Here is a 26,802-nt window from a genome sequence, read left to right as displayed (position 1 = left end):
ATCCGTCAACATATTTTTAATATTTTTTATTTTATTTTTTATATATCAAGTTTCTTTAACTCTTCTAAATCGAGCGTTATCAACATATTAAGCATATCTTTTCTTTCGCTTTTATCTTCATATTTCTTTATAACTTTTTTTCTAATATCGCCTAATACATTTAAATATTCCTCATAATCTTCAGTATATATCTTTTCAAGCTCCTTTTTTATTTTTGATGATAGTGAAGGACTCTTACCCCCAGTAGATATACTTATAAGTAAATCGCCTCTTTTTATATATGATGGGACAGTAAAATTTGATACCTCTACATTATCAACAACATTTACCAGTTTATTTTCCGCTCTACAATATAATCCTATTTCCATATTCAATTCCCTATTATTTGTTGCAGCAATTATTACAGAAGCATTTTTTATATACTTTTCTCTATAATCATCCTTTATTATCTTTATATCTCCCTCCAAATCATAAAACTTATTTAAAAGTTGTTTAGAAACTATAGTAACACTCTTATTAAAGTTTAAAAAATTTTTACATTTCCTATATGCGACTTCTCCTCCACCAATTATAACTACATCTAGGTCATCTAATTTTAAATTAATAGGATATAGCATTTTATACCTCCAAAATTTATTTAATCACATAAATAAAGTATAGAAATTATAAATTAGTATCTATTCTTATTTAATAAAGCTCTAAATAAAAACACTATAGAATATCTAATTACAATTCCTATACTTTTTATAATTCTTTTTCTTTATAGAATCTATTTTTGTAGCAATCTCGCAATATCTTTAGCAAAGTAAGTTATTATTATATCTGCTCCTGCTCTTTTTATAGATGTAATTGATTCAAGAATTACATCTTCATTTAATAAACCTTCTTTTACAGCATACTTAAGCATAGAATATTCTCCACTTACATTATAAGCCGCTAGAGGTAAATCAAAGTTGTCTTTAACCCTTCTTATGATATCTAAATATGATAATGCAGGTTTAACCATAAGTATGTCTGCACCTTCTAATATATCAAGTTCTGTTTCTATTATAGCTTCATTGCTATTTGCTGGGTCCATTTGATATGTTTTTCTATCTCCAAAAGATGGTGCTGAATGAGCAGCTTCTCTAAAAGGTCCATAGAAATTTGAAGCATATTTAACACTATAAGCCATTATTCCTATATTCTCTAATCCATTTTCATCTAAAGCTTCTCTTATCGCTTGTATTCTTCCATCCATCATATCTGATGGAGCTACCATATCTGCTCCAGCTTTAGCATGACTTACAGATATTCTAGCTAAATACTCTAATGATTTATCATTATCAACATAACCAGTATCAGTTAAAATTCCACAATGTCCATGGCTTGTATATTGACACATACAGACATCTGTTATCACATTCATCTCTGGATTTATCTCTTTAACTTTCCTAATTGCCTTTTGAACTATTCCATTATCATTAAAAGCTTGTGAGGCACACTCATCTTTTTCATTTGGCACACCAAACAACATTATATGCTCAATACCTAACTCACTTATTTCTTTTATTTCTTCTTCTAACATGTCTATAGATAAATGATAAACATCTGGTAAAGATTTAATTTCTTCTTTTATATTCTCTCCCTCTACTACAAATAGCGGATATATTAAATCTTCTACATTTACTTTAGTTTCTCTTACTAAGTTTCTTATTGCTTTACTTGCTCTTAATCTTCTTGGTCTTCTTAACATGATAATCCTCCAAAATTAATTTTTTATGATTAAATCTACTAATGAATCTATAGTAGATGTAGTAGCTTCTTTATATAACTTTATTCCTAAGTTATTTATCGTCTCTGTAGTTATAGGTCCAATAGATAGTGTTTTTATTTTGTCTAATAGTTTAATATTCTCTTTTCCTATAATTTCAATTAGATTATTTACTGTTGAGGAACTAGTAAATGTTATATAATCTATATCATTAGAATTTAAAATATCTAATATCTCATCTTTCTTCTCTTCATCTATTACTGTTCTATATGTATGTACTTCTGTTACCTCACAAATATCCTTAAGCTTGTCAACTAGATAATCTCTAGCATTTTCTGCTCTAGGTATAAGTATATTATCACTACTTTTCAAGATAGGCATTAGCTCTTCATATAGTGATTCTGCTACAAATTTTTTAGGTACTATATCAGCTATAATTCCTCTTTTTTTCAATTCATTTGATGTAGCAGAACCTATAGCACATATTTTTAAATTAGATAGTATTCTTAAATCAAAATTCATTTCATATATCTTTTCAAAAAAGATTTCTACAGCATTTTTACTAGTTAATATTAGATAATTATATTTATTTATATTTCTTATTTCATTTTCTAACTTAATATTATTTTGTAGTTTTTCTATCTTTATAGTAGGTATTTCAATTGGATTTCCACCTAAATCCATTATTTTTTCCACTAATACACTATTTTGATTTCTAGACCTAGTTACAGCAATACTTTTTCCAAATAAAGGCTTATTCTCAAAGAAATTTAACTTTTCTCTAAGACCTACAACACTGCCAACTACTATAAGGGTTGGTGGTTTTACTTCTTCTTTAATAGCAGTTTCATAAACATTTTCAAGTGTAGATGTAACAACTCTTTGATTATATCTAGTTGCCCAGCTTATAAGTGCAACTGGTGTATCCTTATCTTTTCCCTCTCTCATTAAGTTTTCACTTATTTTCTTTAAATTTGATATTCCCATTAAAAACACAAGAGTACCTTTATTATTTGCAAGAGCATTCCAATTTAATTCTCCACTATCATCACCCTTCAAATGACCTGTTATTACATGAAAAGATGAAGCATGTTCTCTATGTGTTATAGGTATACCAGCATAACATAAGCCTCCTATAGCAGAAGTTATTCCTGGAACTACTTCAAATTCTATCTCCTCATCTACTAAAGTCTCTGCTTCTTCGCCTCCTCTACCAAATACATAAGGGTCTCCCCCCTTAAGACGAGTAACATATTTTCCTTCTTTAGCCTTTTCTACTATAATTCTATTTATATCTTCCTGTGGCAAAATATGATTACTTGATACCTTTCCTACATATATAAGCTCACAATCAGGCTTAGCTTCTCTTAAGTAACTACTATTTGCTAATCTATCATATACTATTACATCTGACTTTCTTATACACTCTAGACCTTTTAAAGTCATGAGTTTATAATCACCTGGCCCTGCACCTACTAAGTAAACTTTACCCTTCATAATTTTCATACTCCTTCAATACAAGTTTAGCTAGTTTTAAACCTAACTCTCTAGGAGAAGAAATATCCCCCTCCATAGACTTAATTACTACTTTAGTTCCTTCTGAATCCCCATATAGACCAGTAAGATGTATCTTATCTTGGTTTATTTCACAATAAGCAGCCATTGGTATATGACAACTTCCATTAACACCATCCAAAAAACCTCTTTCAGCTAATATTTGGATTTCTGTATTTTCATCTTTTAGTGAATTTACTATTTCTTCTATATTACTATCATTACTTCTTATTTCTATAGCCAAAGCTCCTTGAGCAGGTGCTGGTATAACAACATCAACAGGTAAATAAGAACTTATTTTTTCTTGTAAATTCGCTCTTATTATTCCTGATGCAGCCAACACAATCCCATGCATATTTTCATCTTTTATTTTTCGTATTCTAGTTTCTACATTACCTCTAACTTGTACTATATTTAGGTCAGGTCTTTGCTTTAATAATTGAAATTTTCTTCTTTTACTTCCTGTACCTATTACTGCTCCATGAGGTAAATCATCTAAGCTTTTATATCCTTCTCTAAGTATTAGAACATCTCTTGGGTCTTCTCTCTTAGGTGTATGAGCAAATTTTAGTCCATCTGCTAAATAAGAGGGCATATCCTTCATACTATGTACTGCTATATCTATTTTTCCATCCAATAGTTGCTGCTCTATTTCTTTAACAAACAATCCTTTATCGCCTATTTTATCTAGGGAAACATTTTGAATCAAATCCCCTTTTGTCTTTATGACTTTAATCTCAAAATTAATATCTGGATACTTCTTTTTTAATTCATTAATTACCCATTCTGTTTGTATAAGTGCTAGATTACTACCCCTAGTTCCAACCACGATATTCATACTAAATCTCCTTTAAAATATTACCTTCATCTATTTTATTTTGTTCTCTTTATTTACTAGTATTGTAGAAAAATAAGATATCTTATCTTCAAGATGTGCCTCTCGTAAATCTTTAAATACAGTTTCACCTTCTTGAGACGAATTACTTACTAAAATAGCATGTTCTATTAGATTATATTTTTCTAGTTTTTTTATTATTTCCTTAAAGTTCTTATAAACTTTCATCAATACTATTGAATTATAATTTTGTAAAGCAAGTTCTATTTTATCATCTTCCATAGTACAAGGAACTATTACTAAGGCTTCCTTATCCATAACTAGTGGGAAATTTTGATTAGATGCTATATTAGAAAATGATGAAATCCCTGGTATAGTTTCTACTTCTATCTCATCTGATATTCTCTCCATTATGTACACATATGTGCTATAAATCATAGGGTCTCCTAATGTTACAAACCCTACGTTTTTTCCATTCTTAACATCTGTAGCAATCTCTTCGGCTACATTGTCCCATGCTATATTCTTTTCATTTCCATCAAAACACATTGGAAAATGTCTAGATTTTATCTCTATTGATTCATTTAAGTATTCTTTAACTATTGATAAAGCTAAGCTATCTCCACCTTTTTTTGATTCTGGAGTATATAAAATATCTAGTTTCTTTAATGTGCTAACTGCTTTCATTGTAAGTAAAGAACTGTCTCCTGGTCCTGCTCCTATACCATAAAACTTAACATTTTCTGCACATTTAGTCGCATGACGAACAAACTTATCTTGTATATAAGGATTTTCACCTAAACCTTTTAGATGTATATTTACATTAAATCCATTCTCTTCTAATATTGTTTTCCAAGAATCTTCTTCATCTCCCGCCATATCATTTATAGCATGGTCACCTGCAACTAACATAAATGGCATTAGATTTACGGTTTTTATATTACCTTCTTTTAATCTTCTTATTACATGCTCTATTTCTGGATAACCTTCAACTGTACCAACATAAGCATTTACTCCATTATCTCTAAGCATATATTCTAATGCTGGATATGCTGAATGTGATTCATGAATAGTCCCATGACCCATAAATACTACTGCTTCATCATTTTTCATATGAGGAATTTGATGTTTAATCGCCTCTACAGATTCTTGATAATCCTCAATATGTGTAAGTAAAGGTCTCCCTAATACAATCTTTTTAAATTTAGATGAGTAGCCTTCTACTTGCTCTTTTAACTTGTTAAATTCTTCTCCACATATAATATGAAGTGTTTGAATTATTACTTCATCATATCCTTGTTCATATATTTTATCTAAAGCTTGTATTGGATTGTCTATCTCTATTCCATCTCTTTTTTTTATTTTATTTATTATCATATTTGATGTATAAGCTCTAAAAAAATCATAGTTTTTTAATGAATTTTTTATTTTATTTTCACACATATCTATTGTCTTTTCTCTCGTTTCATGGTAGCTCGTACCAAAACTCACTACTAATAAGGCCTTCTTCATATGTTCTCCTCCTAAAAATTATACAAGTATGTCTTTAATTTTATTTACATCATTAATTACATTTTCATAGTTAATCGATTCTCGCTTAATAATTATCACTGGTATATTAAAACTTTTACATGCATTTACTTTTTCTAAGAAACCACCTGCTATTCCACTTTCTTTTGTTATAACTAAGTCTATGCCATAATGTTTATACGTTTCTTCGTTTATACACTGGCTAAACGGACCTTTCATAGCTATTATATTGTCTGCATTTAAACCTAATTTTTCACAACTTAGTATAACCTCACTAGTTGGAAGAACTCTAACTACTAAGTTTTTATCGTTTATTTCCTCTACAAATCTATTTAGATTCTTACTTCCTGTTCCTATAAATATATTTTTTCCTATTTTATTTGCTATTTTACAGGCTTCCTCAATTGTATCTACTATAAACTTATTATCATAATTTATTTCTTCAATTAGAGATTTCCTCTCAAATCTTATATATTCTACATTCAACAGTTTTGAACAATACATAGCATTTTTAGATACTTCAACTGCATAAGGATGAGTTGCATCTATTATTTTCACTATATGATTATCTTTTATAAATTTTAGCATCTCCTCCTGTCCGAGTTTTCCTAAAATTATATTATCTGTATGTCGTTGTGCAAGCTCCTTTCCATAATCTGTGGTCACTGAAAGGATATATGGTTGTTTTAGTTCATTTATCTTATCACATATAAATAAACTATCTGAAGTTCCTCCTAAAATCAAAATCATACTGTATAACCTCTTGGAGTTATCATCAACTCATTATCAATATAAGTAGATTTATTTCCGATTATAACCATTGTAGTCATATCAACCTTTTCAAAATCCATATTTTCAAAGGTACATACAAACTTTTCTTCCTTTTCTCTACCTACATCTTTAACCACTCCAACAGGCGTATTCCCACTTTTAAATTCACCCATTATTTTAAATGCTTTACTTAAATGTTCACTTCTTCCTTTACTTCTTGGATTATATAAACAAATTACAAAGTCAGCTTCAGCAGCTAATTTCAACCTTTTTTCAATTACTTCCCATGGAGTCATTAAATCACTTAAACTTATATGACAAAAATCATGCATAATAGGAGCTCCAAGTATAGCTGCTGCACCAATACTTGCAGTAACACCTGGAATCACTTTTACTTTTATATCTTCTTTTTCTTTAGATATTAATTCCAAGATAAGTCCTGCCATTCCATATATTCCAGCATCTCCACTACTTACAACTGCCACTTTTTTTCCTTTCTTCGCTTCCTCTACTGCTTGTTTACATCTATCAACTTCTTGTCTCATACCATTTTGAATTATTTCTTTATTTTGTATAAATTCTTCTATTAAATTTATATAAGTCTTATATCCAACAATAGCCTCAGAATCTTCTATTGCTTTTATTGCCTCTAAAGTCATGGTATCTTTACTTCCTGGACCAATTCCTACAACGTATATCATATTTTTATTCTCCCCACTGAAAAAGTTATTCCTTTATATTTATGTTTTTCAACTATTAAGTTCCCTTTGCTCAAAAGATACGCTACTGGCTCTGCTACTGAATACACTCCCACATTTTTTTTAACAAAATCAGATTTATCAAATAGATTATCAACATTTGATATTTCATCTATTGAAAATGTTTTAAAAGGTATTTGTAGTGCTTTTGATAAATCAATGATTGCCTTCTCATCTTTTTTTAGCTCTATACTTCCAATCGTGTTTATTGCTCTTATATCTATATTTTGTTTATTAAGAAATTCTACAAGCGAATTATACATTAGTTCACTATCTGTATTTCTTCTACAGCCAATTCCTATTACTATATCTTTTGGGATTACTCTTATTATTTTTTCATTAATATAACCATTCTCAAACTCATTATCTGTATTTAAATTTTCAACATCTCTAATACAATTTATTTTATGGCTTATTATAACTACTTTTTCTATGTACTTATTTAAGAAACTCTCTTTTAATTCATCAATGTTTTGTATAAACTTAAATCCTCTAGTATCAACTTGATACCATTCATCAACATATAAACCAACACATTTATTGTTAACTAACTTAGAATTCACTTCTTTTACATTTTCTCTAAAGTTATCAATATATGCACTTAGATTTTTTGCTATCATGTCTAATGAAGCTTTTTGATTTATATCAGTGGCTGTTGTTATTACTGGATTAGCATCGATAAGATTACTTATGTAATGTGTTAATTTATTTGCTCCTCCGATATGCCCACTCAATAAGCTTATTACGTTTTTACCTTTCTCATCTAGTACTAAAATTGCTGGGTCACTAAATTTACTCACTATATATGGCGCTATACTTCGTACAACTATACCTGTAGCCATTATAAATACTATGTAATCAAATTTATTAAATATTTCTCCCACAAAATCGCTCAGTTTCTTTTGAACTATATGTACACAGGTTTCTTGAAGATTTAAATTAATTTCTTTATTTTTTATTTGATATACAACACAATTATCTACTAGAGATTTTATCTTTATAGCTAGATTCTTACCATTTTCTGTGATACAGATTATAGCAATATTACCCTCTATATTCATGTTTAAAATCCTTGTCATATAACTTTGAGTTATTATATTCTTCTCCTAAGAATCTTCCAACCATTATTAAAGCAGTTTTATTTATATTATTTTCTTTAACTTTTATAGCTATGTCACTTAAAGTTCCTTTAACTATTTTTTCATCTGCCCAAGTTGCTTTATATATAACTGCTATAGGAGTATCTTTTGGATATCCACCTTCTAGTAATCTAGACACAACTTTCTCAATTTCTTGAACAGATAAAAATATTACCATAGATGTCTGATGCTTAGCATATGATTGTATTGATTCTTTCTCTGGAACTGGGGTCCTTCCTTCCATTCTCGTTATAATTACACTTTGAGAAATTTCTGGAACTGTATATTCAACACCTAAAGATGAAGCTGCTCCTAAAAAAGAACTTACTCCTGGAGTGCAATCGTAATCTATATTCAATTTATTTAAGTCCTCTACTTGCTCTCTAATTGAACCATATATAGAAAAATCACCTGTTTGCAGTCTTACAACAGACTTGTTATTTTCTATACCTTCTCTCATGACATCTATTATCTCTTGTAAATCCATATGTGCGCTATTATGTATTTGGCAATCTTCTTTACAATATTCCAAAAGTTCAGGATTAACAAGTGAACCTGCATATATTACTACATCTGCATTACTTAATAATTTGTATCCTTTTAATGTTATTAACTCTTTATCTCCAGGCCCTGCTCCTACAAAATGTACTTTATTCATAATCATTTTCCCCTTTTTCACAAGATATTATATATATAGGATTTAGTGGTTTAAAGTATTCACCTTTTCCTAATTTCTCTAGTTTAGAAACATTTAAGACACTTACATCTATTTCTTTAAATCCATATTTTTTAAGTAATTTTAAGGTTTGATTAAAAGTATCCATTATTATAAAATTAGCTACAAGTCTTCCTCCTATAACTAAATTATTTTTAGACCATTCTATTATTTCTTCTAAATTATTCCCTGTCCCACCAAGAAAAATAGACTCAACTTGGGTATTTAATCCTACATCGATTGGAGCATACCCTTTTATTACTTCTATATTTTTTAAGTTAAACTTTTTTATGTTTTTCTCTATAAGTTCTATAGCAACATCATTTTTCTCTATAGATATAACATTTAGATTAGGATAATTATATGCAGCTTCAATACTTACACTTCCTGTACCAGCACCTATATCTATAAAGTTTTTAGCCTTTACTAAACTCAACTTACTTATTGATATTGCTCTAACTTCTTCTTTAGTAATTGGAACTTTCCCTGTTATAAATTCACTATTCTTCATCTAAAATCACCACAACATTCATCTCGAAATTGTCCATTCTTATTATCTCTTCTGGTTTTGCTATTGTTATTTTTTCATTTTCATATGATAAATTTTCTCCTACTACAACAATCTTATTTAAATTTCTATCTATTATTTCTTTACTTATTTGTTTTGGACCTATCTTAGAATCTGTAACCATACATACTTTTTTATGTGATAGTATATAATCAAAATCTGGTACTTTTCCATGACTACTTGTGATATATACATCATTCATATCAACATATATTTTTGAAAATATATATTGTAATGAACTAATTCCAGAAACCATATTTATCATTTTGTTGTCAATATTCTTAGATAGATACCTACCTATACCATATATTAATGGGTCACCAGAAGCTATTACTGATATTTGCTTTTCTTTATTATTATTTATGTACTCTATAATTTCTCTCAAATTAGAATCTAAGATTATTTTTTCTCCTTTGAAGTTTTTTATAGATTCTAGATTCCTCTTACCACCAATTAATACATCAGAAGCGGAAATTAAGTTTTCACCTTTTTTTGTTATATAGTCCAAATTTCCAGGCCCTAGACCTATTATGTTTATCATATAAAGACCTCCACTAATGCATCTGTATTATCCGATTTACCTAACAATGACTTATCCATTGAAAATATCATCACTTCCACATCAATATCATCTGACTCTTCATTTAAGTATTCATTTACTCTATCTCTACATTTATTACTCAATATATTATACACCTGTTTATACTCACTATTGTTTATTATATCTACAGCTTCTTCAGATGTTAGGCACTGATTTATTTTATTTAAAAATTCGTATTTAGCTCCCATTAAGGCTAGATTTGCCACTAATATCTCACTTCTAGCATCTGCAACTTTACTATGAGTATTAAAGATACCAGCAGATAGTTTTATAAATTTGCCTATATGACCAGCCATTAATATTTTTTTATACCCTATTCTTTGAGCTTCTTTAATCATATAGCCTACAAAATTACTCGTTCTAACTACATACTTAATATCCAAGTTTAGTTTTTCTCTTATAAACTGTTCTCCATGATTTCCTGGAACCAGTATTATTTTATCTAAGCCTTGTTCTTTTTTCATTTGAAGTTCTATGGATAAGGATTTTTTCCATCCTTCATCACTCATAGGTTCAACAATACCTGTTGTACCTATTATAGATATTCCTCCAACTATACCTAATCTTGGATTAAATGTTTTCTTTGCTACTGTTTCTCCTTGTGGAGCAAAGATTGTTATTTTTAAAACTTTATTATCTCCAAGTATAGATTCAAAATTACTTCCTACAAGCTTTCTTATTTCCTCGTTTATCATTTTAAGTGGAGTAGGATTTATAGCTGGCTTACCAACATCTACACTTAGTCCTTTTTTGGTTACTACTCCAATACCAATTCCACCATAAACTCTAATATATTTATAAAGTTCATTTTGACTCTCACTATTAGTACTTACACCATCAATATCACATAAAGTAAGATAATCTTTATCATTATCGTTTTTGGACACAATTTCAGCTCTTGCATAAATATCCATGGTGTGAGTTGCATCTATGTCATCTCCACCATCTTTTTTTATGGAACATTCCACAAATGTATTAGAAATATTTATATTATCAACCTTTAATGATAATGGTATCCCTTTAGGAGTATCTATATTTATAGTATCAATTTTATTTTTTGTTATCAGCATATATACAGCAGCTTTGGATGCACCTGTTGCACATGAGCCTGTAGTATATCCTCTTCGATATTTTTTACCATCTATATATACATATTCTTCCATACATATACCTACATAGTATATAATATAGCATTTACTATTGCTGCTGCTAAATTACTACCACCTTTTCTACCTTTAGAAATTATATATGGTATGTCTGTTTTTTCAACCTCATCTTTTGATTCTTGCGCCCCTACAAAACCTACAGGAACTCCTATAACTGCATCTAAATCTAATTTACCTTCTGATTTCATCTCCATAACTTTATATAAAGCTGTTGGTGCATTTCCTAAAACAAATATCTTTCTGCCATCTTCTTTAGCTGCAATTTCTACTGCTGCCATAGAACGAGTAATTCCTTTCTCTTTAGCTAATTTTGCTGTTTCTTCGTCTGCTACTAAGCATTTATATTTACATCCTAATACTTCTAGCTTTCTTTTATTTATTCCACTAAGAGCCATATTTGTATCAGTATAAATACTAGCATTATTTTTTAATGCATCTATTATACTATCTACTGCTTCTTCTGATATTTTTAATATGTCTAAGTAATCGAAATCAGCAGTAGTATGTATAGCTCTTTTTATTATTTTTTCTTCGATATTATTCTTAAATCTATAATCTGGTCTAATCTCATCTATTATTTCTTGTATTAATTCAAAACTTTTTTCTTCTATTTTCATAGGATTCTTTATGTATTGCATTCTATTTCCCCCTTAATTCCTCCATTTATTATGTTCAATGTATAAATCTTATTATAAACAGAATCTATATTAGATTCACATAATACATCTATTATCTTTTTATCATCCATAAACTTATCAATTAAGATGCCTATTACTGTACCACTGTGAGCAATGTTTACTCCATATGCTCCACATTTTTTTGATATTTTTATTATTTCACTTAGGTACTCTTTTTTCTCTATATTTTCATTTGCTAAACTACTTAAAGTACAAGCCTCTCCAACTAGGGATAAGTTATCACTTTTTATTCCCTCTTCTAGAATAGCAAATGACCTTTTTATGATTTCTCTATTTTCTATTTTTAAGGTGTTGTAATCTTTCCTCAGCCTAATTTTCATAGTATCTAACATTTTGTTTGGTTCAAGTATTATAACTTTTGCATTGGTTAGATTCCCTAAATATTTTATAACAGTTCCACTTAAGGGATTAAATATGCTATTTTTATCTATAAATATAGAATCTGTTGGTTCTATTTCTGCTGCTAATTTACAAATCTCTTCACTACTTAAATCTTTATCTATCAATGACAATGTTGCCTTTATAGTAGCTCCTATATCAGCAGTCGAACTTGCCATTCCCTTTCCAACAGGTATCTTACTGTCTATATTCAGAGAAATATTTTTAGTATATTTTTTAGGTAGATTAAACTTTTCAAATACTTTCTCAATTGCTAGTCTTGACTTACGTCTACCTAAGTTTATATCTATTAATTTTTCTTCAATATACACCTTGGAATACATATCTATTGCATATGAGCATAGATATTCTTCATCATCAATTATTCCTTGTACAAACTCTCCACAAGATGCTGGGCACATTCCATAAGATTTCATTCTAATCACCCAATAAACCTTTTATATTTTCTATAAGAATTTTATTATCTTCATGAGATTTTATAGCTACTCTTATAAAACTATCATCTAGTCCTACAAAGTTAGATGCATCTCTAACCAATAAATTTCCTCGCTTAAATAAATCTTTTTTCAATTCTCTAGATGTTTTTTTATAAATTTTTATCAAAATAAAATTAGCATCTGTATCATAGACTTTTATATTTTTTACGTTTCTCAACTCTTGTAACATGTATTTTCTTTCTTTTATGTAATATTCTTTACTCTTTCTAATATACTCTTTATCTTCAAAAATAAAATCAGATAGTATGTCTGCAAAAGAATTTATAGTCCATGGCTCTTTGTATTCATAAATTTTGTCCATAATGTTAGTATTGCTTGTAATACCATATCCTAACCTTAAGCCAGGCATACCAAAAAACTTAGTCACAGCTTTAATTATGAATATGTTTTTGTTTGATTCTATATATTTGACTAAGCTATACTCATTTTCATCTTCAACAAACTCCATAAAAGTTTCATCAACTATTAACATCTTATTATACTGACCTAATAAATAAACAAGCTCCTTTAAGTCTTGAACATTTCCACTAGGATTATTAGGATTACATATAAATAAGCTATCGAATTTTTCAATGTTATTTTTTATTATATCTATATCAAATTTAAAATTATTTTCTGAATCTAAATCTAAATCTATAATATCTAGATTGTTTAACTTAGCACTTCTTCTATATTCTGAAAATGTAGGATTTATTATAGCTAATCTTTTTTTAAGACTCTTCATAAGCAAATAAATCACTTCTGTAGCACCATTTCCAGGTATTATAAAGTTCGGATTTATATCTATATATTTTGATATATTTTCTCTCAAATTTGTATAGTTTATGTCTGGATAATTCCTACACTCCTTTAATCCTTTTAAAATGTATTTTTCTAAATTTGGCAATACATTTGGATTTATATTTGAGCTAAAATCTATTATTTCTTTTGGGTCTTTCCCATACAATTCAGCCATCTCATCCACATTGGCACCATGCCCTAAATCCTTCATCTATGTCCCCCTTAAGTTCGCAAACCATCATTTATATAATTAATTTGATTAAAATCATTCTACACAACACATATAATAGTGTAAATACTAATATAGATACAAACGAAGATGCGTACATAATTTTATTCGTTTTAATTATATCCTCTTTATCTATCTCCCTAAGCTTATCCCCTATTGTTGGCTTATATACTTTTTCCCCAAAATAAACGTTAGTACCACCCAATTGGATTCCTAAAGCACCAGATACTGCACCCTCTGAAAAAGCACAATTGGGACTTTTATGATTCTTTCTATCTCTAATGGATATCTTAAAACAATTTCTATAATTGTAACGTAAAAAGAAACTCCCAATTGTCATAAGGACAACAGATATTCTAGCTGGTATATAATTGGCTACATCATCAATCTTAGCAGAAGCAAAGCCAATATCTTTATATTTTTCATTTTTATATCCAACAGTTGAATCTAATGTATTTATAGCTTTATACACCATAGCAAGTGGTGCTCCTCCAATAAATGCATAAAACATAGGTGCGATTATACCATCTACAGTATTTTCTGCAACAGTTTCTACAGTTGCTCTTATTATCTCAGACTCACTTAAAGTAGTAGTATCTCTACCTACTATATAAGACAACTGCGTTCTAGATTTCTCTATATCTCCAGTTTTTAATACATTATAAATTTTTAAAGCTTCCTCTTTCAAACATTTTGTAGCCAGTGTGGTATAAATTATAAAACCATTTACCACAACGCTCAATAATCCATTAAAGCTAAATAACTTCACTATAGAATAGGTTATTAAATACGTTATTCCCACAGTTATAAACCATAATATAAATCCACCAAATTTTAACTGTTTATCACTCTTAAAGACCTTCCTTATTATACCTTGAGTAAAATTTATAAGTTTACCAATAAACCTTACTGGATGAGGAAAAGAATACGGGTCTCCTACAATTAAATCTGCCACATATCCTATATAAATAGATAAAATATTCATTTACTTATTTCCTTTATTCAAAAAATTTTCTATACAATTTAAATTATTATAGAAATGAGTATGAAGATATGTAGCTAAAGTATTTCCTTTACTATAACCGCCATCCCATTCCTCAACTATATTTCCATCTCTTTCTTTTTTCATTGAATATGCACATTTTTCATCACTTTCAAATATTGAATGATGAAATTCATGACCTTTGATAGCTTCTCCTTTTTTAGATAAAAGAGTATTTTCTTTAGCTACACCAATACAGTATCCAAATCTTTTTAAAGAAGATGTCATCTTACTAATTCCACTGAATATACCAACCATATTAAATTCTTGTTCTTCTTGATTCAATAGTTTCTCACCTAGGTACATCAGCCCCCCACATTCTGCATAAATTGGTATGTTATTGTTATGTGCCTCTAATATAGAAGCTCTCATTGACTCATTTGCCTCCAATTCGTTTCCAAATATCTCTGGAAATCCGCCTCCAATATAAATATAATCTGAAGTTGGCACTGATGTATCTTCAAGAGGGCTAAAATAGTTTACCTCTAATCCAAGTTCTTCTAAAAGCTCTATATTCTCTCTATAATAAAAATTAAATGCCTTATCATATGCTATAGCTATTGATTTATTCTTAACATGCTTTTTTATTTCATTATTCTCTATTAAAGCTTGAAAATCAAAATCACTCTCAAACTCATCACTTTCTGAAATTTCTATTATCCTATCAATATCTATATAACTTTCAATTTCATCAGCTAAAGTATAAAATTTTTCTCTTAAAGATTTCATCTCCACACTAGGAACCAATCCTAAATGTCTAGATTCTAAAGAAAACTTATTATTTGGAGGAAAATATCCCAATACTTCAATATTACAATATTTCTCTATAGAACTTTTAATTATTTGATAATGGCTATTGGTCTTAACATTATTTACTATGACACCTTTTATATTTACATCTTTATCTAATTCCTTATATCCAAGTACCATAGCAGCACTAGATGCAGCCATAGATTTTCCATTTATAACTAATATAACAGGTGATTTTAACACCTTTGAAGTATGTGAGCTTGTACAGTTATCTAAATCTATTCCAAAACCATCATATAGCCCCATAACACCTTCTATTACTGAAATATCTGCATCTTTTGATGATTTATTCACTATATACTTTATTTTTTCATCATCTAACATATAAGAATCTAGATTTCTGGAATGTCTTCCAGTTATAAAAGTGTGATATGAAGGGTCTATATAGTCTGGCCCTACTTTATATGGCTGTACTTTCATATTCCTCTTGACTAAGGCTTGCATTATTCCTAATGAAATTGTTGTCTTGCCTACTCCACTACTGGTACCTGCAATTAAGATTTTTTTCATAATACACCTCCTACCTAAATTATAAATACAGAATCATTACTATTTCATAATCTCATATATTTTCTCTATATCTAAATGCTCTCTTAAAAAATCAGCCAATTTATCATATTCTTTATCTTTAAATTCACCAAAAGAATTTACCTTGCTTTCTAATTCTTGTAGACCTTTTTTCTTTCTTATATTATTTAAAATTTTCCTTGTGAAACTTATTTCATCAAAGATTCCATGAATATAAGTTCCAATTACAGTACCATCTTTATTTATGCTTCCTTCAGTATAATTCACTTCTTCATCCAGTTTTTTTGTTATCAAATCTAAGCTTCTTATACCATCACCTCGATTTGTAATACCCATATGGATTTCATAACCTTTTACTTTTATACCTTTAAGGTCATTCATATATTCACCATTACATTCAACAATAGTAGCTTCTACTTGTGTGGTAGTTTTTTCTTTCTCAAATATTGTTTCTGTATCTAAGAGACCTATACCATCAACTTCTTCAATTTCACTTTCAACATGATAAGGGTCTCTTAATTTCTTACCTAGCATTTGATACCCACCACATATACCAAATATCAATTTACCCTGACCATGCAAATTTTTAATTTGTGACTCAAGACCACTTTCTCTTATATACATTAAATCATTTATAGTACTTTTAGTTCCTGGTATTATTACCATATCTGGATTTCCTAAAGATTCTCCAAAATCTACATACCTGATGCTTACATCTTCTTGTGTCTCAAATATATTGAAATCTGTAAAATTTGACATGTGTGGAGTTCTAATTATTTCTATGTGTATATCACCTTTATTCATTTTTTTCTTAAATCTAGTAGTCACACTATCCTCATCTTCTATTTTTATATCTGTATAAGGAACTACTCCTATAACAGGTACTTTTATAATGTCTTCTAGCATCTTTACTCCATCTTGTAAAAGCTCTTTTTTTCCTCTAAATTTATTAATTATTACACCTTTTACTCTTTTTTTCTCATCTTCATTTAATAAAAGCATTGTTCCTACTAATGATGCAAATACTCCTCCTCTATCAATATCTCCAACTATTATTACAGGTGCATCTGCTATTTCTGCCATACCCATATTAGATATATCTCTATCTTTTAAATTTATCTCTGCATTACTACCAGCACCTTCCATAACTACAATATCATAAGTTGAATTCAAGCTATCAAAGGTATCTTTCAATATATCTACCAATTCTAGTTTGTAATCATGATATTGGGAAGAAGGCATTTCCCCTATAACTTTACCTCTTACAATAACTTGACTTTTGTTATTTCCAGAAGGTTTTAATAGAACTGGATTCATATCAGCTATAGGCTCTATTTTTGCTGCTTCAGCTTGAAATACTTGTGCTCTTCCCATTTCTAATCCTTCTTTAGTTATAAAGGAATTTAAAGCCATATTTTGAGACTTAAAAGGAGCAACAGTATAACCATCTTGTTTAAATATTCTACACAAACCTGCTACTAAGATACTTTTACCTACGTTTGATGCTGTTCCTTGTAGCATTATTTTTTTCCCCACTTTCTAACCCCTCCTTGCTAAAATTTACTAAAATGCCAATAAAAAAAGTCCTATTGCTTCTAAAGATAGGACTTTTATACGTATTAATTAAAAATCTTTCACCCCGAAGACCTCTTGTTTTAAATTAAATTAGGCAGGTATCCTGGCTTAACTTCATCCTACTTCTATAACCTTCCCATCAAATTGACAGTGGTATTTATAGTTTCGTTGGTTTCACAGTAGCGGGGGCTGCAAAGGCATCTAACCTTTTTCCCTTTTAACATATAATTAAGAACCTAATTTTAATCTAATATTCTATTTTCATTAATATTTTTACAGACATATATTGTAATACTTAATTTTAATTAAATTATATAAAGTCTGTAAAATTCATTTTATCTACTACAGTAAATCCACTATTAATTTCTAAAACTGTAATAGATGCATTATCAATTTTAAAGTTCCAATGATATTTATAACCACCAGAAATCAAATGTGTTATTATATTTCTTATTGTTCCTGCATGAGAACATATAAGTATTGTTTTTATATCTGAATGACTATCATTTTCTAAAAGTATATTATCAATTTCTTTTGCCACTCTTTTATAAGAGTCTATGAGACTTTCTCCATTTGGATATCTATAGTTGTTACCTTCTTCTATCATCTTTTCGAACTCTTTGGGATATTTGACTTTAATTTCTTCAAAAGTTATTCCTTCAAAGTCTCCAAAACTAATTTCTCTTAAAGCTTCTTTTTCTTCTATTTCTATTAATTTTAACCTTGATATCTTTTCTATTGTATCCTTTGTACGTGAAGATGGTGTCGTGTAAATTCGGTCTATATTTTCATTACTTAGGTATTCAGTAATTTTATTTATTTGAATTTTTCCTTCTTCACTGATACAACTATTTATGTGACCTGATAATCTTCCTTTTTCATTATCATTTGTCAATGCATGTCTTATTAGTATTAATCTTATCACATTATCACCACTTTTTAGTTTTAAAAAAACATAAAAATTAACAAATATATATAAATCAAATATACAAGCTCTGAAAGTTCTATTCCACAACCTAATATATCACCTGTTACTCCATCAATCTTTTTATAAATGTGTTTTTTGAATAATATTATAAATATAAAAATTACTATAGCTGAACCTAATATTTTAATCAACACTATATTAGGTAATAAGAATATAAATTTAGTAATAAGAATAACTATTAATGATGTATATACTATAGCTGTTATTAACATATTTGTAGTCAGTTTACCTATAAATAAATTTCCCATTCCTTTTTCTCTTGGTGTCACAGTTTTATATGTCAATAACATTACTCCTAATCTTGCAATCATTGGCATAAATATTATAACCCATAATGAATTATTACTTATTATATTGTATATGAATCCAACCTTTAATAAAAGCACAAACATAATTGCTAAAAGTGAATTTGTACCTAACCTTGAATCTTTCATTATTTCAAGCATTTTTTCTTTATCTCTATAGCTATATATTGCATCAAATGTATCTCCTAATCCGTCTATATGAAGACCTCCAGTAATTAATACCCCAGCTAGAGTTATTATTATAGAAGCTATAAATGGTTCAAATAAAAGCATAGAAATCCATCCTATTAAATAAGATAATACACCAATAACAAAGCCTACAAGTGGAAAATACACTATTGATTTATAAAATTCATCATCAAATCCTACATTTAATTTTATAGGTATCCTTGTTAAAAACTGTAGTATTAAAATAAATCTTTTCATAGTCACATACTACTCCTTTATTTTCATAGGTATGCCACTAACTACAAAATAAACTTCATTACTTTTTGATGCTATGTATTGATTTATGCGACCTACAATATCAGCATATATCCTACTAAGTTTATTCCCAGGAACAATTCCCATACCTAATTCATTTGTAACAAATACAAAGTATAGATTTGTTTTTTCTATTTCTTCAATAAGTCTTATAACTTGTTCTTTTATATATTCTTCCAATTTGTTTATCTCTTCTTGAGTAGACTCTTCTATATTTAGATTGTGTTTAAACATTAGATTATTTACTAATAAGGTTACACAGTCTAGTATAACAGTTTCATGTTCTTTGTATAGCTGTCTAATTATGGAATATATATCTTCATATATTTCATATGTATCCCAATTTCTAGGTCTATTTTCTTGATGCTTTTTTACCCTATCTTTCATTTCATCATCAAACGGAATAGAAGTTGCTATATAAGCTGTTTTATTATTCCTATTTAAACATAGCTTTTCTGCAAAGTTACTCTTCCCTGACCTAGCTCCTCCTGTTACCAGAACAATTTCACTCATCAAAACACTCCTACAAATTAAATTTTTATGCCTTATCTCCCCATGTCAATTTCATCAAAAGTTGCCATATTCTTATAAGTATAATTTGAAGCTTCTATTATGTTAAATGCTAAAGCAGCTCCACTTCCTTCACCCAACCTCATATCCATATTTAGTAAAGGGTCTAATTTCAATATATCTAAGGCTCTCTTAGTTCCTGATTCTGCTGACAGATGAGATGCTATCATATATTCTCTAGTTTTTGGATTTATCTTATAAGCAATTAGTGCTGCTGCATAAGAAATAAATCCATCGATTACTACTGGAATTCTATTAGCACTACATCCTAATATTACACCTGCCATTGAACCTATTTCAAATCCACCCACTTTAGATAAAATATCTACTCCATCAGTTGGATTTGGATTATTAATTTCAATAGCTCTTCTGATTACTTCAGCCTTATGTTTTAGTCTCTCTTTTTTAAGACCTGCGCCTATACCAGTAACTTCTAATGGGTCACAGCCTGAAATTACAGATATTATTGCTGTACTTGGAGTAGTATTTGCTATCCCCATCTCTCCAATACCAATAACCTTGTAATCTTTTTCTATACACTGTTCTGCTATTTCAATTCCTATCTCTAAGCATCTAATAGCTTCTTGTTTACTCATAGCTGGCCCTTTGGCCATGTTTGATGTTCCTTTTCTAATCTTATAATCCAATACTCCCTCTAGTTTTTCATCACAGTTTATTCCTACATCTACAGCTACAACATCTGCCCCTACAAATTTACTTATTACTCCAACTCCACATAATCCTTTCGAAAAATTTGGAAATTGTAGTTTTGTTATATTTTGAGGGTCAGGTGCTACACCTTCTTCATATACACCATGGTCTCCTGCAAAAGCTATTATAACTTTTTTACTTGTATCAAAATTTTCATTACCAAATATCCCTGATAATTGCATACAAATATCTTCTATTTTGCCTAAGCTTCCAGTTGGATGTATAAGCCTGTCCAATCTCTGCTTTGTTTTTTCAATAGAAGAATTATCTAAAGAATATATATTTTTTGATATACTTTCTAATAAACTCATTTTCTATCCTCCCAACATTTTTTTATTTTTTAAATTATCTTTTTAGATAAAAAATACTCTTATTTTCTAAAAATTTCAACTTTTTATTTTTATTTTTACATATATACAAAAATTATTCTACATTTTATCTCTATTTCCTTTATTTTCCATTATGAATTTGCATACAATCGCATGCTTTTTGTAAAAATATATTTAAAAGAACTTTAAGGAGATGATATTGTGGATGATTTTTCTAAATTAAAAAATTTATATGAAGATGGATATAGATGTATTTATCATGATTGTGTAGATAATAATTACACTATATATCTTAAGAATTTTTATACGGAAGGTTCAGAAACTATCGAGTTAAGTAGCGAATCAGATTTCTCGCAATTCAAAGATTATATAGATGGACTGAGAATGTCTTAAATATTATGAAACCCATTAAAATAGGGAGTTTAACAACTCCCTATTTTGAAGTCACAATTTTTTTTATAAGCTTTAAAAGTTCGTCTCTGTTTACTTCTCTTTCATTTTTTCTGTCCTTATACTCTTGAAAGTTAACAACTTTTGTATTTGGTTTTTCCATAAACTCACTTCCCATTTAACATTATTAACTTATCTTAATATATTTTATTCTATACAATTTATCTATTTCCTTCTATTTATAATACAAAATTTCTTAAATAATCCCAAATTTTCAAAACAAAATTTTCAAAATATACTAAAATCTACCTTTCAAATATAATATCAAATAAAATTTAATAATCCTTATACTTTATAGTATAATATACTCATAAAATATAATAAAGGAGATTTTAAATGAATATATTACAAAATGAAAAGTTAATTATAGAATCAAACAATTCTGGTGCTGAACTCACTAAAATATTTTCTAAAAGATATAATAAAGACATTCTTTGGAATGGTAATAAAAAATATTGGGGTAGACAATCACCTATATTATTTCCTATAGTAGGTAAACTTGTTGATAATGAAACTATAATAGAAGAAAATCTATATAGCATGACTCAGCATGGATTTGCCAGAGATATGGAATTTGAGATTATAGATAAAGGAGATACATTCATATCTTATAAATTAACAGACAATGAATCTACTTTAGAAAAGTATCCATATTCTTTTGAGCTAATCATAAATTATACATTAAAAGATAATAGTATAAATATAGAGTGGATTGTAAAAAATACTGACTCTAAAGATATATTCTTTTCTATAGGCGGACATCCTGCATTTAATCTTCCTCTTTTTGAGCAAAATGATTTTTCTAAATATCATCTTGAATTTAAAAAAAGAAGTGATGTAGAAAAAATCAATTTAAATACTTCTTTTATAGATGATATAACATTTATCGGAGATTTAAAAAACTTACAGTTAAGTCCAGAATTATTCAAGAATGATGCCTTAATATACACTAATATAGATGAAGTGTCTATATGTAATAATGATGGTGGCAAATATATAACTCTATCTATGCAAGATTTTCCTCTAGTTGGTATTTGGACTCCTTATTATAGTGAAACTAATTCTACTGCTCCATTTTTATGTATAGAACCTTGGTATGGTCTTGCTGATAGTATACATTCTAATAAAATTTATAAAGATAAGAAATTCATTAATAAACTTGGTAAAGGAAAAATTTTTACTGCTTCTTACAATATAAATATACATTAAATAAAAGTCAGTTACATGTACTACCAAAATGATAAAATATTTTAACATAAGCTAGTATAAGAATATGAGGTAGTATTATTTAATATTCCTTAATCAAAAAATATTACTGGAATGCAAAATTCCAGTAATATTTAATAACTAAACAATATGCTTTTATATAAACCTATAAATAGCTTATTTTTTCTAATTTAACAGTACATACTTATATACGTTTTTTTAATTCTATTTAGAGCTTCATTTAATGTCTCTTTAGGGCACCCTATATTAAGACGGATAAACCCTTCTCCATCTTTTACAAAATAACTTCCAACTACCATAGTTAAATTTGCATGTCTAAAAAACTCTTTAGCTTTTTCTTCATTTTCAAATACTTCTCTAACATCTATCCAAGCCAGAAAAGAAGAGTCTGACTTCATAACCTTTGCTTTTGGTATATGTCTTTCAAAGAAATCATAAACTATTTCAAAATTATTCTCTACATAATTGGTCATTTCATCTAGCCATTTTTCACTTTCATTGTATGCTGCAATAATCGCTGGTATTGCAAATACATTTGGAGAAGTTATTGAATTACTTTTTAATCTTTCTAACAAAATTTCTCTAACTTTTAAATCTCGTATTAATACATAAGATGTTTTTAATCCTCCTAAGTTGAATCCTTTATTAGGAGATACACAGATTATACTATTTTTATAAATTTCTGGATGAGCATTCCATAAAGACACAAATCTATGACCTTTAAATACTATATCCCTATGAATTTCATCACTTACCAAAAGTACATTATACTTTAAGCATAACTCTGATACTTTATACAGTTCTTCCTTTGTCCATATACGACCTGATGGATTTTGTGGACTACAGAATATAAATAATTTTATATTTTTGTATTTCATTTGAGCTTCTATATCTTCTAAGTCTAAATAATATCTATTATTCTCTAATTTTAATGAGCTACAACATAATTTTCTATTATTGTTTACTACAGCTTCTGCAAAAGGGTCATAGGCAGGTGTATTTATCAATACACACTCTCCTTGCTTAGTGTATGCTTGGACTATATAATGAAGTGTTGAAACAGTCCCAAAAGTTAACTTTATCCATTCTTTTTCTACATATATATCAAACCTTCTTTTATTCCAATTTATAATAGAATCATAGAAGTCATCTCCTATAAAAGTATAACTATAATCTCCTACTGATGCTCTTTTTAAGATAGATTCTTTTATAGCAGGAGCACATTCAAAATCAATATCAGCTAAATCCATAGGAATTGCATCTTCATTTAAGTCAAACTTTTCTTTAATTACATGGTTGCTCCACTTCCTACAATTCCCCTCTTTACGATTTAATACTTTGTCAAAATTATATTTCATAATTTTATTCTCCTAATATCATAAAATCTTTGGATGTCTTATTGAGTGGAACACCTTTTCCATCTATTATAACAATGTCATCTTCTATCCTAACTCCCCCTATATTTGGAATGTAGATTCCTGGCTCACAAGACATTACCATTCCCTCGGTTAATATATCATCACTATTTGGATTTAGAGTAGGAATCTCGCCATCTCCAAGACCTAGACCATGACCTAGACCATGATTAAAATACTCACCAAATCCATGTTTATCTATAATTTCTCTAGCTACTTTGTCAACATCACGGGCCTTAACTCCTTCTTTTATTGACTCTATTGCAGATAATTGTGCTTCTAATACTACATTATATATCTCTTGAATAATTTTAGGAGGTTTACCTATAGATATTGTACGAGTCATATCCGATTGATACCCTTGATAAACAACACCAAAATCTATCGTTATAGCTTCATTTACTTTCAACTTTTTATTTGTAGGTCTTCCATGTGGCATTGCTCCTCTTTCCCCTGATACCACTATTGTCTCAAAAGACATACCACTTGCACCTTTTTTCAATGCATGATACTGAATTAGAGCTGATACTTCTAGTTCGGTCATATCTTTTTTAATCTCAGAAATAACTTCATTAAACACTTCGTCTGTAATATCACAAGCATTTTTAATAAGTTCAATCTCTTCTTTAGATTTCACAGACCTTAACTTCCATAATTCATTGGTTATTAAATTGATTTCAAAGCCTGCATTTTTTAGCAAAATATACTCTTGTATACTCATAGATTGATTTTCTATTGCTAACTTTCCTATATTCAATTCTCTTAATAGCCCAATTATATTTGGTATATAAGTACCTTGAGATACAACTCTTTTTATGAAGCCAGTCGTTTTTTTATCTGCTTCATCAATATATCTACCATCTAGAATTTGATAGTTTTTATCTTTAGTAATAAGTACATACACACCACTACCTGATAATGCTCCTATGTATCTTTTAGTGTTCTTAGCTTTAATCAAAAGAGCGTCAACACCTCTTTTATAGATTAAATCTACTAGTCTCTCTATTGTATTATCCATATCAAAATATTAGAAATCCAGACCTAAGCCATCTAATAAGTCTTCTTCTTCTTTAGAGAATATGTTCTTTGTTTCTTCTTTTTGTTTTTTATTATTCTGTTGACGTTCCATTATTTTAAAGAATGGCCAATATAATAAGACTGCCAATACTAGCTGTAATGCATTTGCTAATATAGAATGCCAATCTCCATTAGTTAAAAAACCTTCTAAGAATACCCCCACATATGGAGGGTCAAATACTGGTTTTGCTAACCATCCCCAATGCATAAAAAACATTGGCAATGTCCCTATTATAGCCCCACCAAATACATGTGGTATAAACATTACTGGATTTAATATTATTGGTGCACCAAATAATATTGGTTCATTTATTCCAAATAATGCAGGGAATAATGATACACGTCCAATCTTTTTATAAGATGCGTTTTTTGATAACATACATGCAATTACACAACCTATACTAATTCCACAACCTGTAAATCCAAAGAATGCACTTGAAGCTCCTGCTGTAAAGAAATGAGGTATTGTTTCACCAGCTTGCATAGCTGCTATATTTTCAGCTATAAATGTAATCATTATAGGTCTAGTTATAGGGCTAAATACTGATGAATGTATTCCGAAAAAGAATATCGTACATATAGCAAAATTAAGAGCAAGAACTGACCATGGATTATCCATACTTCCTACTAATGGAGATAAAAATTGAGTAAGTATTTGTGGAGGTAATTCTCCAAACACTTTTAATGAAATAAAACGTGCAACTATAAAAGTACCACAAACTATTATAGTAGTTGGTATCAATTCAAAAGACCTAGATACAAAATCAGGTACATTTTCTGGCATTTTTATTGTAATATTCTTCTTAGCACAGAAATTATATAACTCTACAGAACCAAGTCCTGCTATCATCCCCGTAAATAGCCCTTTAGCTCCTAAGTTTCCTATTTCTAATGCTCCATCTGGTGTGAATGATGCTACTAGGAATAGAAAAGAAAAAGTTGATAGTGCAACACAACCTGGTATATATAACTTATAATAATTACCTAAATTAAAAGCAATACACATACAAGCATATAATCCTATCAAACCTATGGAAAGACTTACTGGTAAGTCTAGTATTGTTGCATTATTCAATATAAATTTGCTTATCGAGTTACTCTCTCCAAGCATGTTTGGAAGTGCTGGAAGTATTGCAAATATACTTCCTAATATAGTGAATGGTGTCATAGCCACCATACCAGCCTTTATAGAACCAAGGTGACGCTGATTGTCAACCTTGTGAGCTAAAGGCATAAATACTCTATTCATGAACGCTTCAAATTTTGAAAACATATTTAATCCCCCTTTCCCCTCAATAT

Annotated in this window: 27 protein-coding genes and 1 riboswitch; of the genes, 2 read left to right on the top strand and 25 right to left on the bottom strand. The window is 28.8% G+C overall.

Annotation, left to right across the window (positions count from 1 at the left end):
• Nucleotides 1-38: 38 nt before the first annotated feature.
• The 22 genes from Q3223_RS15270 to cobT all read right to left on the bottom strand — a co-directional run bounded on the left by Q3223_RS15270 (nucleotide 39) and on the right by cobT (nucleotide 21,316).
• Nucleotides 39-617 carry a bifunctional precorrin-2 dehydrogenase/sirohydrochlorin ferrochelatase gene (locus tag Q3223_RS15270; protein WP_054271867.1) on the bottom strand — a complete coding sequence of 193 codons (579 nt, stop codon included), beginning with the start codon at nucleotides 615-617 and terminating at the stop codon, nucleotides 39-41.
• Between the two features lie 152 nt (nucleotides 618-769).
• The gene (gene hemB, locus Q3223_RS15265) at nucleotides 770-1,735 is read right to left on the bottom strand and encodes a porphobilinogen synthase (protein WP_054271868.1); all 966 of its coding nucleotides are present in this window, start codon (nucleotides 1,733-1,735) and stop codon (nucleotides 770-772) included.
• A gap of 15 nt (nucleotides 1,736-1,750) precedes the next feature.
• Nucleotides 1,751-3,250, bottom strand: coding sequence for a uroporphyrinogen-III C-methyltransferase (gene cobA / locus Q3223_RS15260; protein ID WP_054277709.1), 1,500 nt, complete (start codon nucleotides 3,248-3,250; stop codon nucleotides 1,751-1,753).
• The gene (hemC, locus tag Q3223_RS15255; protein WP_074180123.1) at nucleotides 3,240-4,145 is read right to left on the bottom strand and encodes a hydroxymethylbilane synthase; all 906 of its coding nucleotides are present in this window, start codon (nucleotides 4,143-4,145) and stop codon (nucleotides 3,240-3,242) included. The genes cobA and hemC overlap by 11 nt, the downstream gene beginning before the upstream one ends.
• Before the next feature lie 30 nt (nucleotides 4,146-4,175).
• Nucleotides 4,176-5,654 carry a cobalt-factor II C(20)-methyltransferase gene (locus Q3223_RS15250; RefSeq protein WP_231301249.1) on the bottom strand — a complete coding sequence of 493 codons (1,479 nt, stop codon included), beginning with the start codon at nucleotides 5,652-5,654 and terminating at the stop codon, nucleotides 4,176-4,178.
• Nucleotides 5,655-5,672: 18 nt separating this feature from the next.
• Entirely contained in the window at nucleotides 5,673-6,422 is a 750-nt protein-coding gene (gene cobK / locus Q3223_RS15245) for a precorrin-6A reductase (protein WP_407812157.1), read from the bottom strand.
• A complete protein-coding gene (gene cobJ / locus Q3223_RS15240) occupies nucleotides 6,419-7,144 on the bottom strand; it encodes a precorrin-3B C(17)-methyltransferase (protein WP_054271873.1) in 726 nt (241 codons plus the stop codon). The genes cobK and cobJ overlap by 4 nt, the downstream gene beginning before the upstream one ends.
• Complete coding sequence (gene cbiG / locus Q3223_RS15235; RefSeq protein WP_407812156.1) at nucleotides 7,141-8,262, bottom strand: cobalt-precorrin 5A hydrolase; 1,122 nt, start codon at nucleotides 8,260-8,262, stop codon at nucleotides 7,141-7,143. Before cbiG ends, cobJ begins: the two co-directional genes overlap by 4 nt.
• On the bottom strand, nucleotides 8,246-8,998 hold the full coding sequence (locus Q3223_RS15230; protein ID WP_167640480.1) for a cobalt-precorrin-4 methyltransferase: 753 nt from the start codon (nucleotides 8,996-8,998) through the stop codon (nucleotides 8,246-8,248). Before Q3223_RS15230 ends, cbiG begins: the two co-directional genes overlap by 17 nt.
• On the bottom strand, nucleotides 8,991-9,566 hold the full coding sequence (locus Q3223_RS15225; protein WP_407812155.1) for a decarboxylating cobalt-precorrin-6B (C(15))-methyltransferase: 576 nt from the start codon (nucleotides 9,564-9,566) through the stop codon (nucleotides 8,991-8,993). The genes Q3223_RS15230 and Q3223_RS15225 overlap by 8 nt, the downstream gene beginning before the upstream one ends.
• Nucleotides 9,556-10,164, bottom strand: a complete 609-nt coding sequence (locus Q3223_RS15220) for a cobalt-precorrin-7 (C(5))-methyltransferase (RefSeq protein WP_407812154.1) — start codon at nucleotides 10,162-10,164, stop codon at nucleotides 9,556-9,558. Before Q3223_RS15220 ends, Q3223_RS15225 begins: the two co-directional genes overlap by 11 nt.
• Nucleotides 10,161-11,387, bottom strand: coding sequence for a cobalt-precorrin-5B (C(1))-methyltransferase CbiD (gene cbiD / locus Q3223_RS15215; protein ID WP_407812153.1), 1,227 nt, complete (start codon nucleotides 11,385-11,387; stop codon nucleotides 10,161-10,163). The genes Q3223_RS15220 and cbiD overlap by 4 nt, the downstream gene beginning before the upstream one ends.
• An 8-nt stretch (nucleotides 11,388-11,395) precedes the next feature.
• The gene (locus Q3223_RS15210) at nucleotides 11,396-12,028 is read right to left on the bottom strand and encodes a cobalt-precorrin-8 methylmutase (RefSeq protein ID WP_054271879.1); all 633 of its coding nucleotides are present in this window, start codon (nucleotides 12,026-12,028) and stop codon (nucleotides 11,396-11,398) included.
• Nucleotides 12,016-12,903 (bottom strand): cobalamin biosynthesis protein, encoded by an 888-nt coding sequence (locus Q3223_RS15205; protein ID WP_407812152.1) that lies wholly within the window; start codon nucleotides 12,901-12,903, stop codon nucleotides 12,016-12,018. Before Q3223_RS15205 ends, Q3223_RS15210 begins: the two co-directional genes overlap by 13 nt.
• A gap of 1 nt (nucleotide 12,904) precedes the next feature.
• Complete coding sequence (locus tag Q3223_RS15200) at nucleotides 12,905-13,975, bottom strand: pyridoxal phosphate-dependent aminotransferase (RefSeq protein ID WP_407812151.1); 1,071 nt, start codon at nucleotides 13,973-13,975, stop codon at nucleotides 12,905-12,907.
• A gap of 31 nt (nucleotides 13,976-14,006) precedes the next feature.
• The gene (gene cbiB / locus Q3223_RS15195; RefSeq protein WP_407812150.1) at nucleotides 14,007-14,978 is read right to left on the bottom strand and encodes an adenosylcobinamide-phosphate synthase CbiB; all 972 of its coding nucleotides are present in this window, start codon (nucleotides 14,976-14,978) and stop codon (nucleotides 14,007-14,009) included.
• Nucleotides 14,979-16,355 (bottom strand): cobyrinate a,c-diamide synthase, encoded by a 1,377-nt coding sequence (locus Q3223_RS15190; protein ID WP_407812149.1) that lies wholly within the window; start codon nucleotides 16,353-16,355, stop codon nucleotides 14,979-14,981.
• Between the two features lie 39 nt (nucleotides 16,356-16,394).
• Complete coding sequence (locus Q3223_RS15185) at nucleotides 16,395-17,909, bottom strand: cobyric acid synthase (RefSeq protein WP_074180113.1); 1,515 nt, start codon at nucleotides 17,907-17,909, stop codon at nucleotides 16,395-16,397.
• Between the two features lie 114 nt (nucleotides 17,910-18,023).
• Nucleotides 18,024-18,203: riboswitch (cobalamin riboswitch) on the bottom strand.
• A 55-nt stretch (nucleotides 18,204-18,258) separates the two neighbouring features.
• Complete coding sequence (locus Q3223_RS15180; RefSeq protein WP_219673921.1) at nucleotides 18,259-18,873, bottom strand: histidine phosphatase family protein; 615 nt, start codon at nucleotides 18,871-18,873, stop codon at nucleotides 18,259-18,261.
• 20 nt (nucleotides 18,874-18,893) lie between these two features.
• Nucleotides 18,894-19,667, bottom strand: coding sequence for an adenosylcobinamide-GDP ribazoletransferase (gene cobS, locus Q3223_RS15175; protein ID WP_074180112.1), 774 nt, complete (start codon nucleotides 19,665-19,667; stop codon nucleotides 18,894-18,896).
• Between the two features lie 9 nt (nucleotides 19,668-19,676).
• Nucleotides 19,677-20,237 (bottom strand): bifunctional adenosylcobinamide kinase/adenosylcobinamide-phosphate guanylyltransferase, encoded by a 561-nt coding sequence (cobU, locus tag Q3223_RS15170; RefSeq protein ID WP_054271885.1) that lies wholly within the window; start codon nucleotides 20,235-20,237, stop codon nucleotides 19,677-19,679.
• A gap of 32 nt (nucleotides 20,238-20,269) precedes the next feature.
• Nucleotides 20,270-21,316, bottom strand: coding sequence for a nicotinate-nucleotide--dimethylbenzimidazole phosphoribosyltransferase (cobT, locus tag Q3223_RS15165; protein ID WP_074180111.1), 1,047 nt, complete (start codon nucleotides 21,314-21,316; stop codon nucleotides 20,270-20,272).
• A 219-nt stretch (nucleotides 21,317-21,535) separates the two neighbouring features.
• Here cobT and Q3223_RS15160 point away from each other — a divergent pair, with 219 nt between their 5' ends.
• Both Q3223_RS15160 and Q3223_RS15155 read left to right on the top strand, forming a co-directional pair.
• Nucleotides 21,536-21,727: a hypothetical protein gene (locus Q3223_RS15160; protein ID WP_003425777.1), complete on the top strand. Its 192-nt coding sequence runs from the start codon at nucleotides 21,536-21,538 to the stop codon at nucleotides 21,725-21,727.
• A 393-nt stretch (nucleotides 21,728-22,120) separates the two neighbouring features.
• The gene (locus tag Q3223_RS15155) at nucleotides 22,121-22,993 is read left to right on the top strand and encodes an aldose 1-epimerase family protein (RefSeq protein WP_074180110.1); all 873 of its coding nucleotides are present in this window, start codon (nucleotides 22,121-22,123) and stop codon (nucleotides 22,991-22,993) included.
• A gap of 188 nt (nucleotides 22,994-23,181) precedes the next feature.
• Here the strand turns inward: Q3223_RS15155 and Q3223_RS15150 are convergent, their stop codons facing one another.
• The 3 genes from Q3223_RS15150 to Q3223_RS15140 are packed head-to-tail and all read right to left on the bottom strand — an operon-like array spanning nucleotide 23,182 to nucleotide 26,776.
• Entirely contained in the window at nucleotides 23,182-24,369 is a 1,188-nt protein-coding gene (locus Q3223_RS15150; RefSeq protein WP_407812148.1) for a MalY/PatB family protein, read from the bottom strand.
• Nucleotides 24,370-24,373: 4 nt separating this feature from the next.
• The gene (locus Q3223_RS15145) at nucleotides 24,374-25,444 is read right to left on the bottom strand and encodes an aminopeptidase P family protein (RefSeq protein WP_074180108.1); all 1,071 of its coding nucleotides are present in this window, start codon (nucleotides 25,442-25,444) and stop codon (nucleotides 24,374-24,376) included.
• 9 nt (nucleotides 25,445-25,453) lie between these two features.
• Nucleotides 25,454-26,776, bottom strand: a complete 1,323-nt coding sequence (locus tag Q3223_RS15140) for a PTS sugar transporter subunit IIC (protein WP_054271890.1) — start codon at nucleotides 26,774-26,776, stop codon at nucleotides 25,454-25,456.
• Nucleotides 26,777-26,802: the final 26 nt, after the last annotated feature.

It is taken from the genome of Clostridioides sp. GD02367 (assembly GCF_045900275.1).
GTDB lineage: Bacteria > Bacillota > Clostridia > Peptostreptococcales > Peptostreptococcaceae > Clostridioides > Clostridioides difficile_A.
Note: the sequence above shows the minus strand (reverse complement) of the source record. Positions and strands in the feature narration are given on the sequence as shown.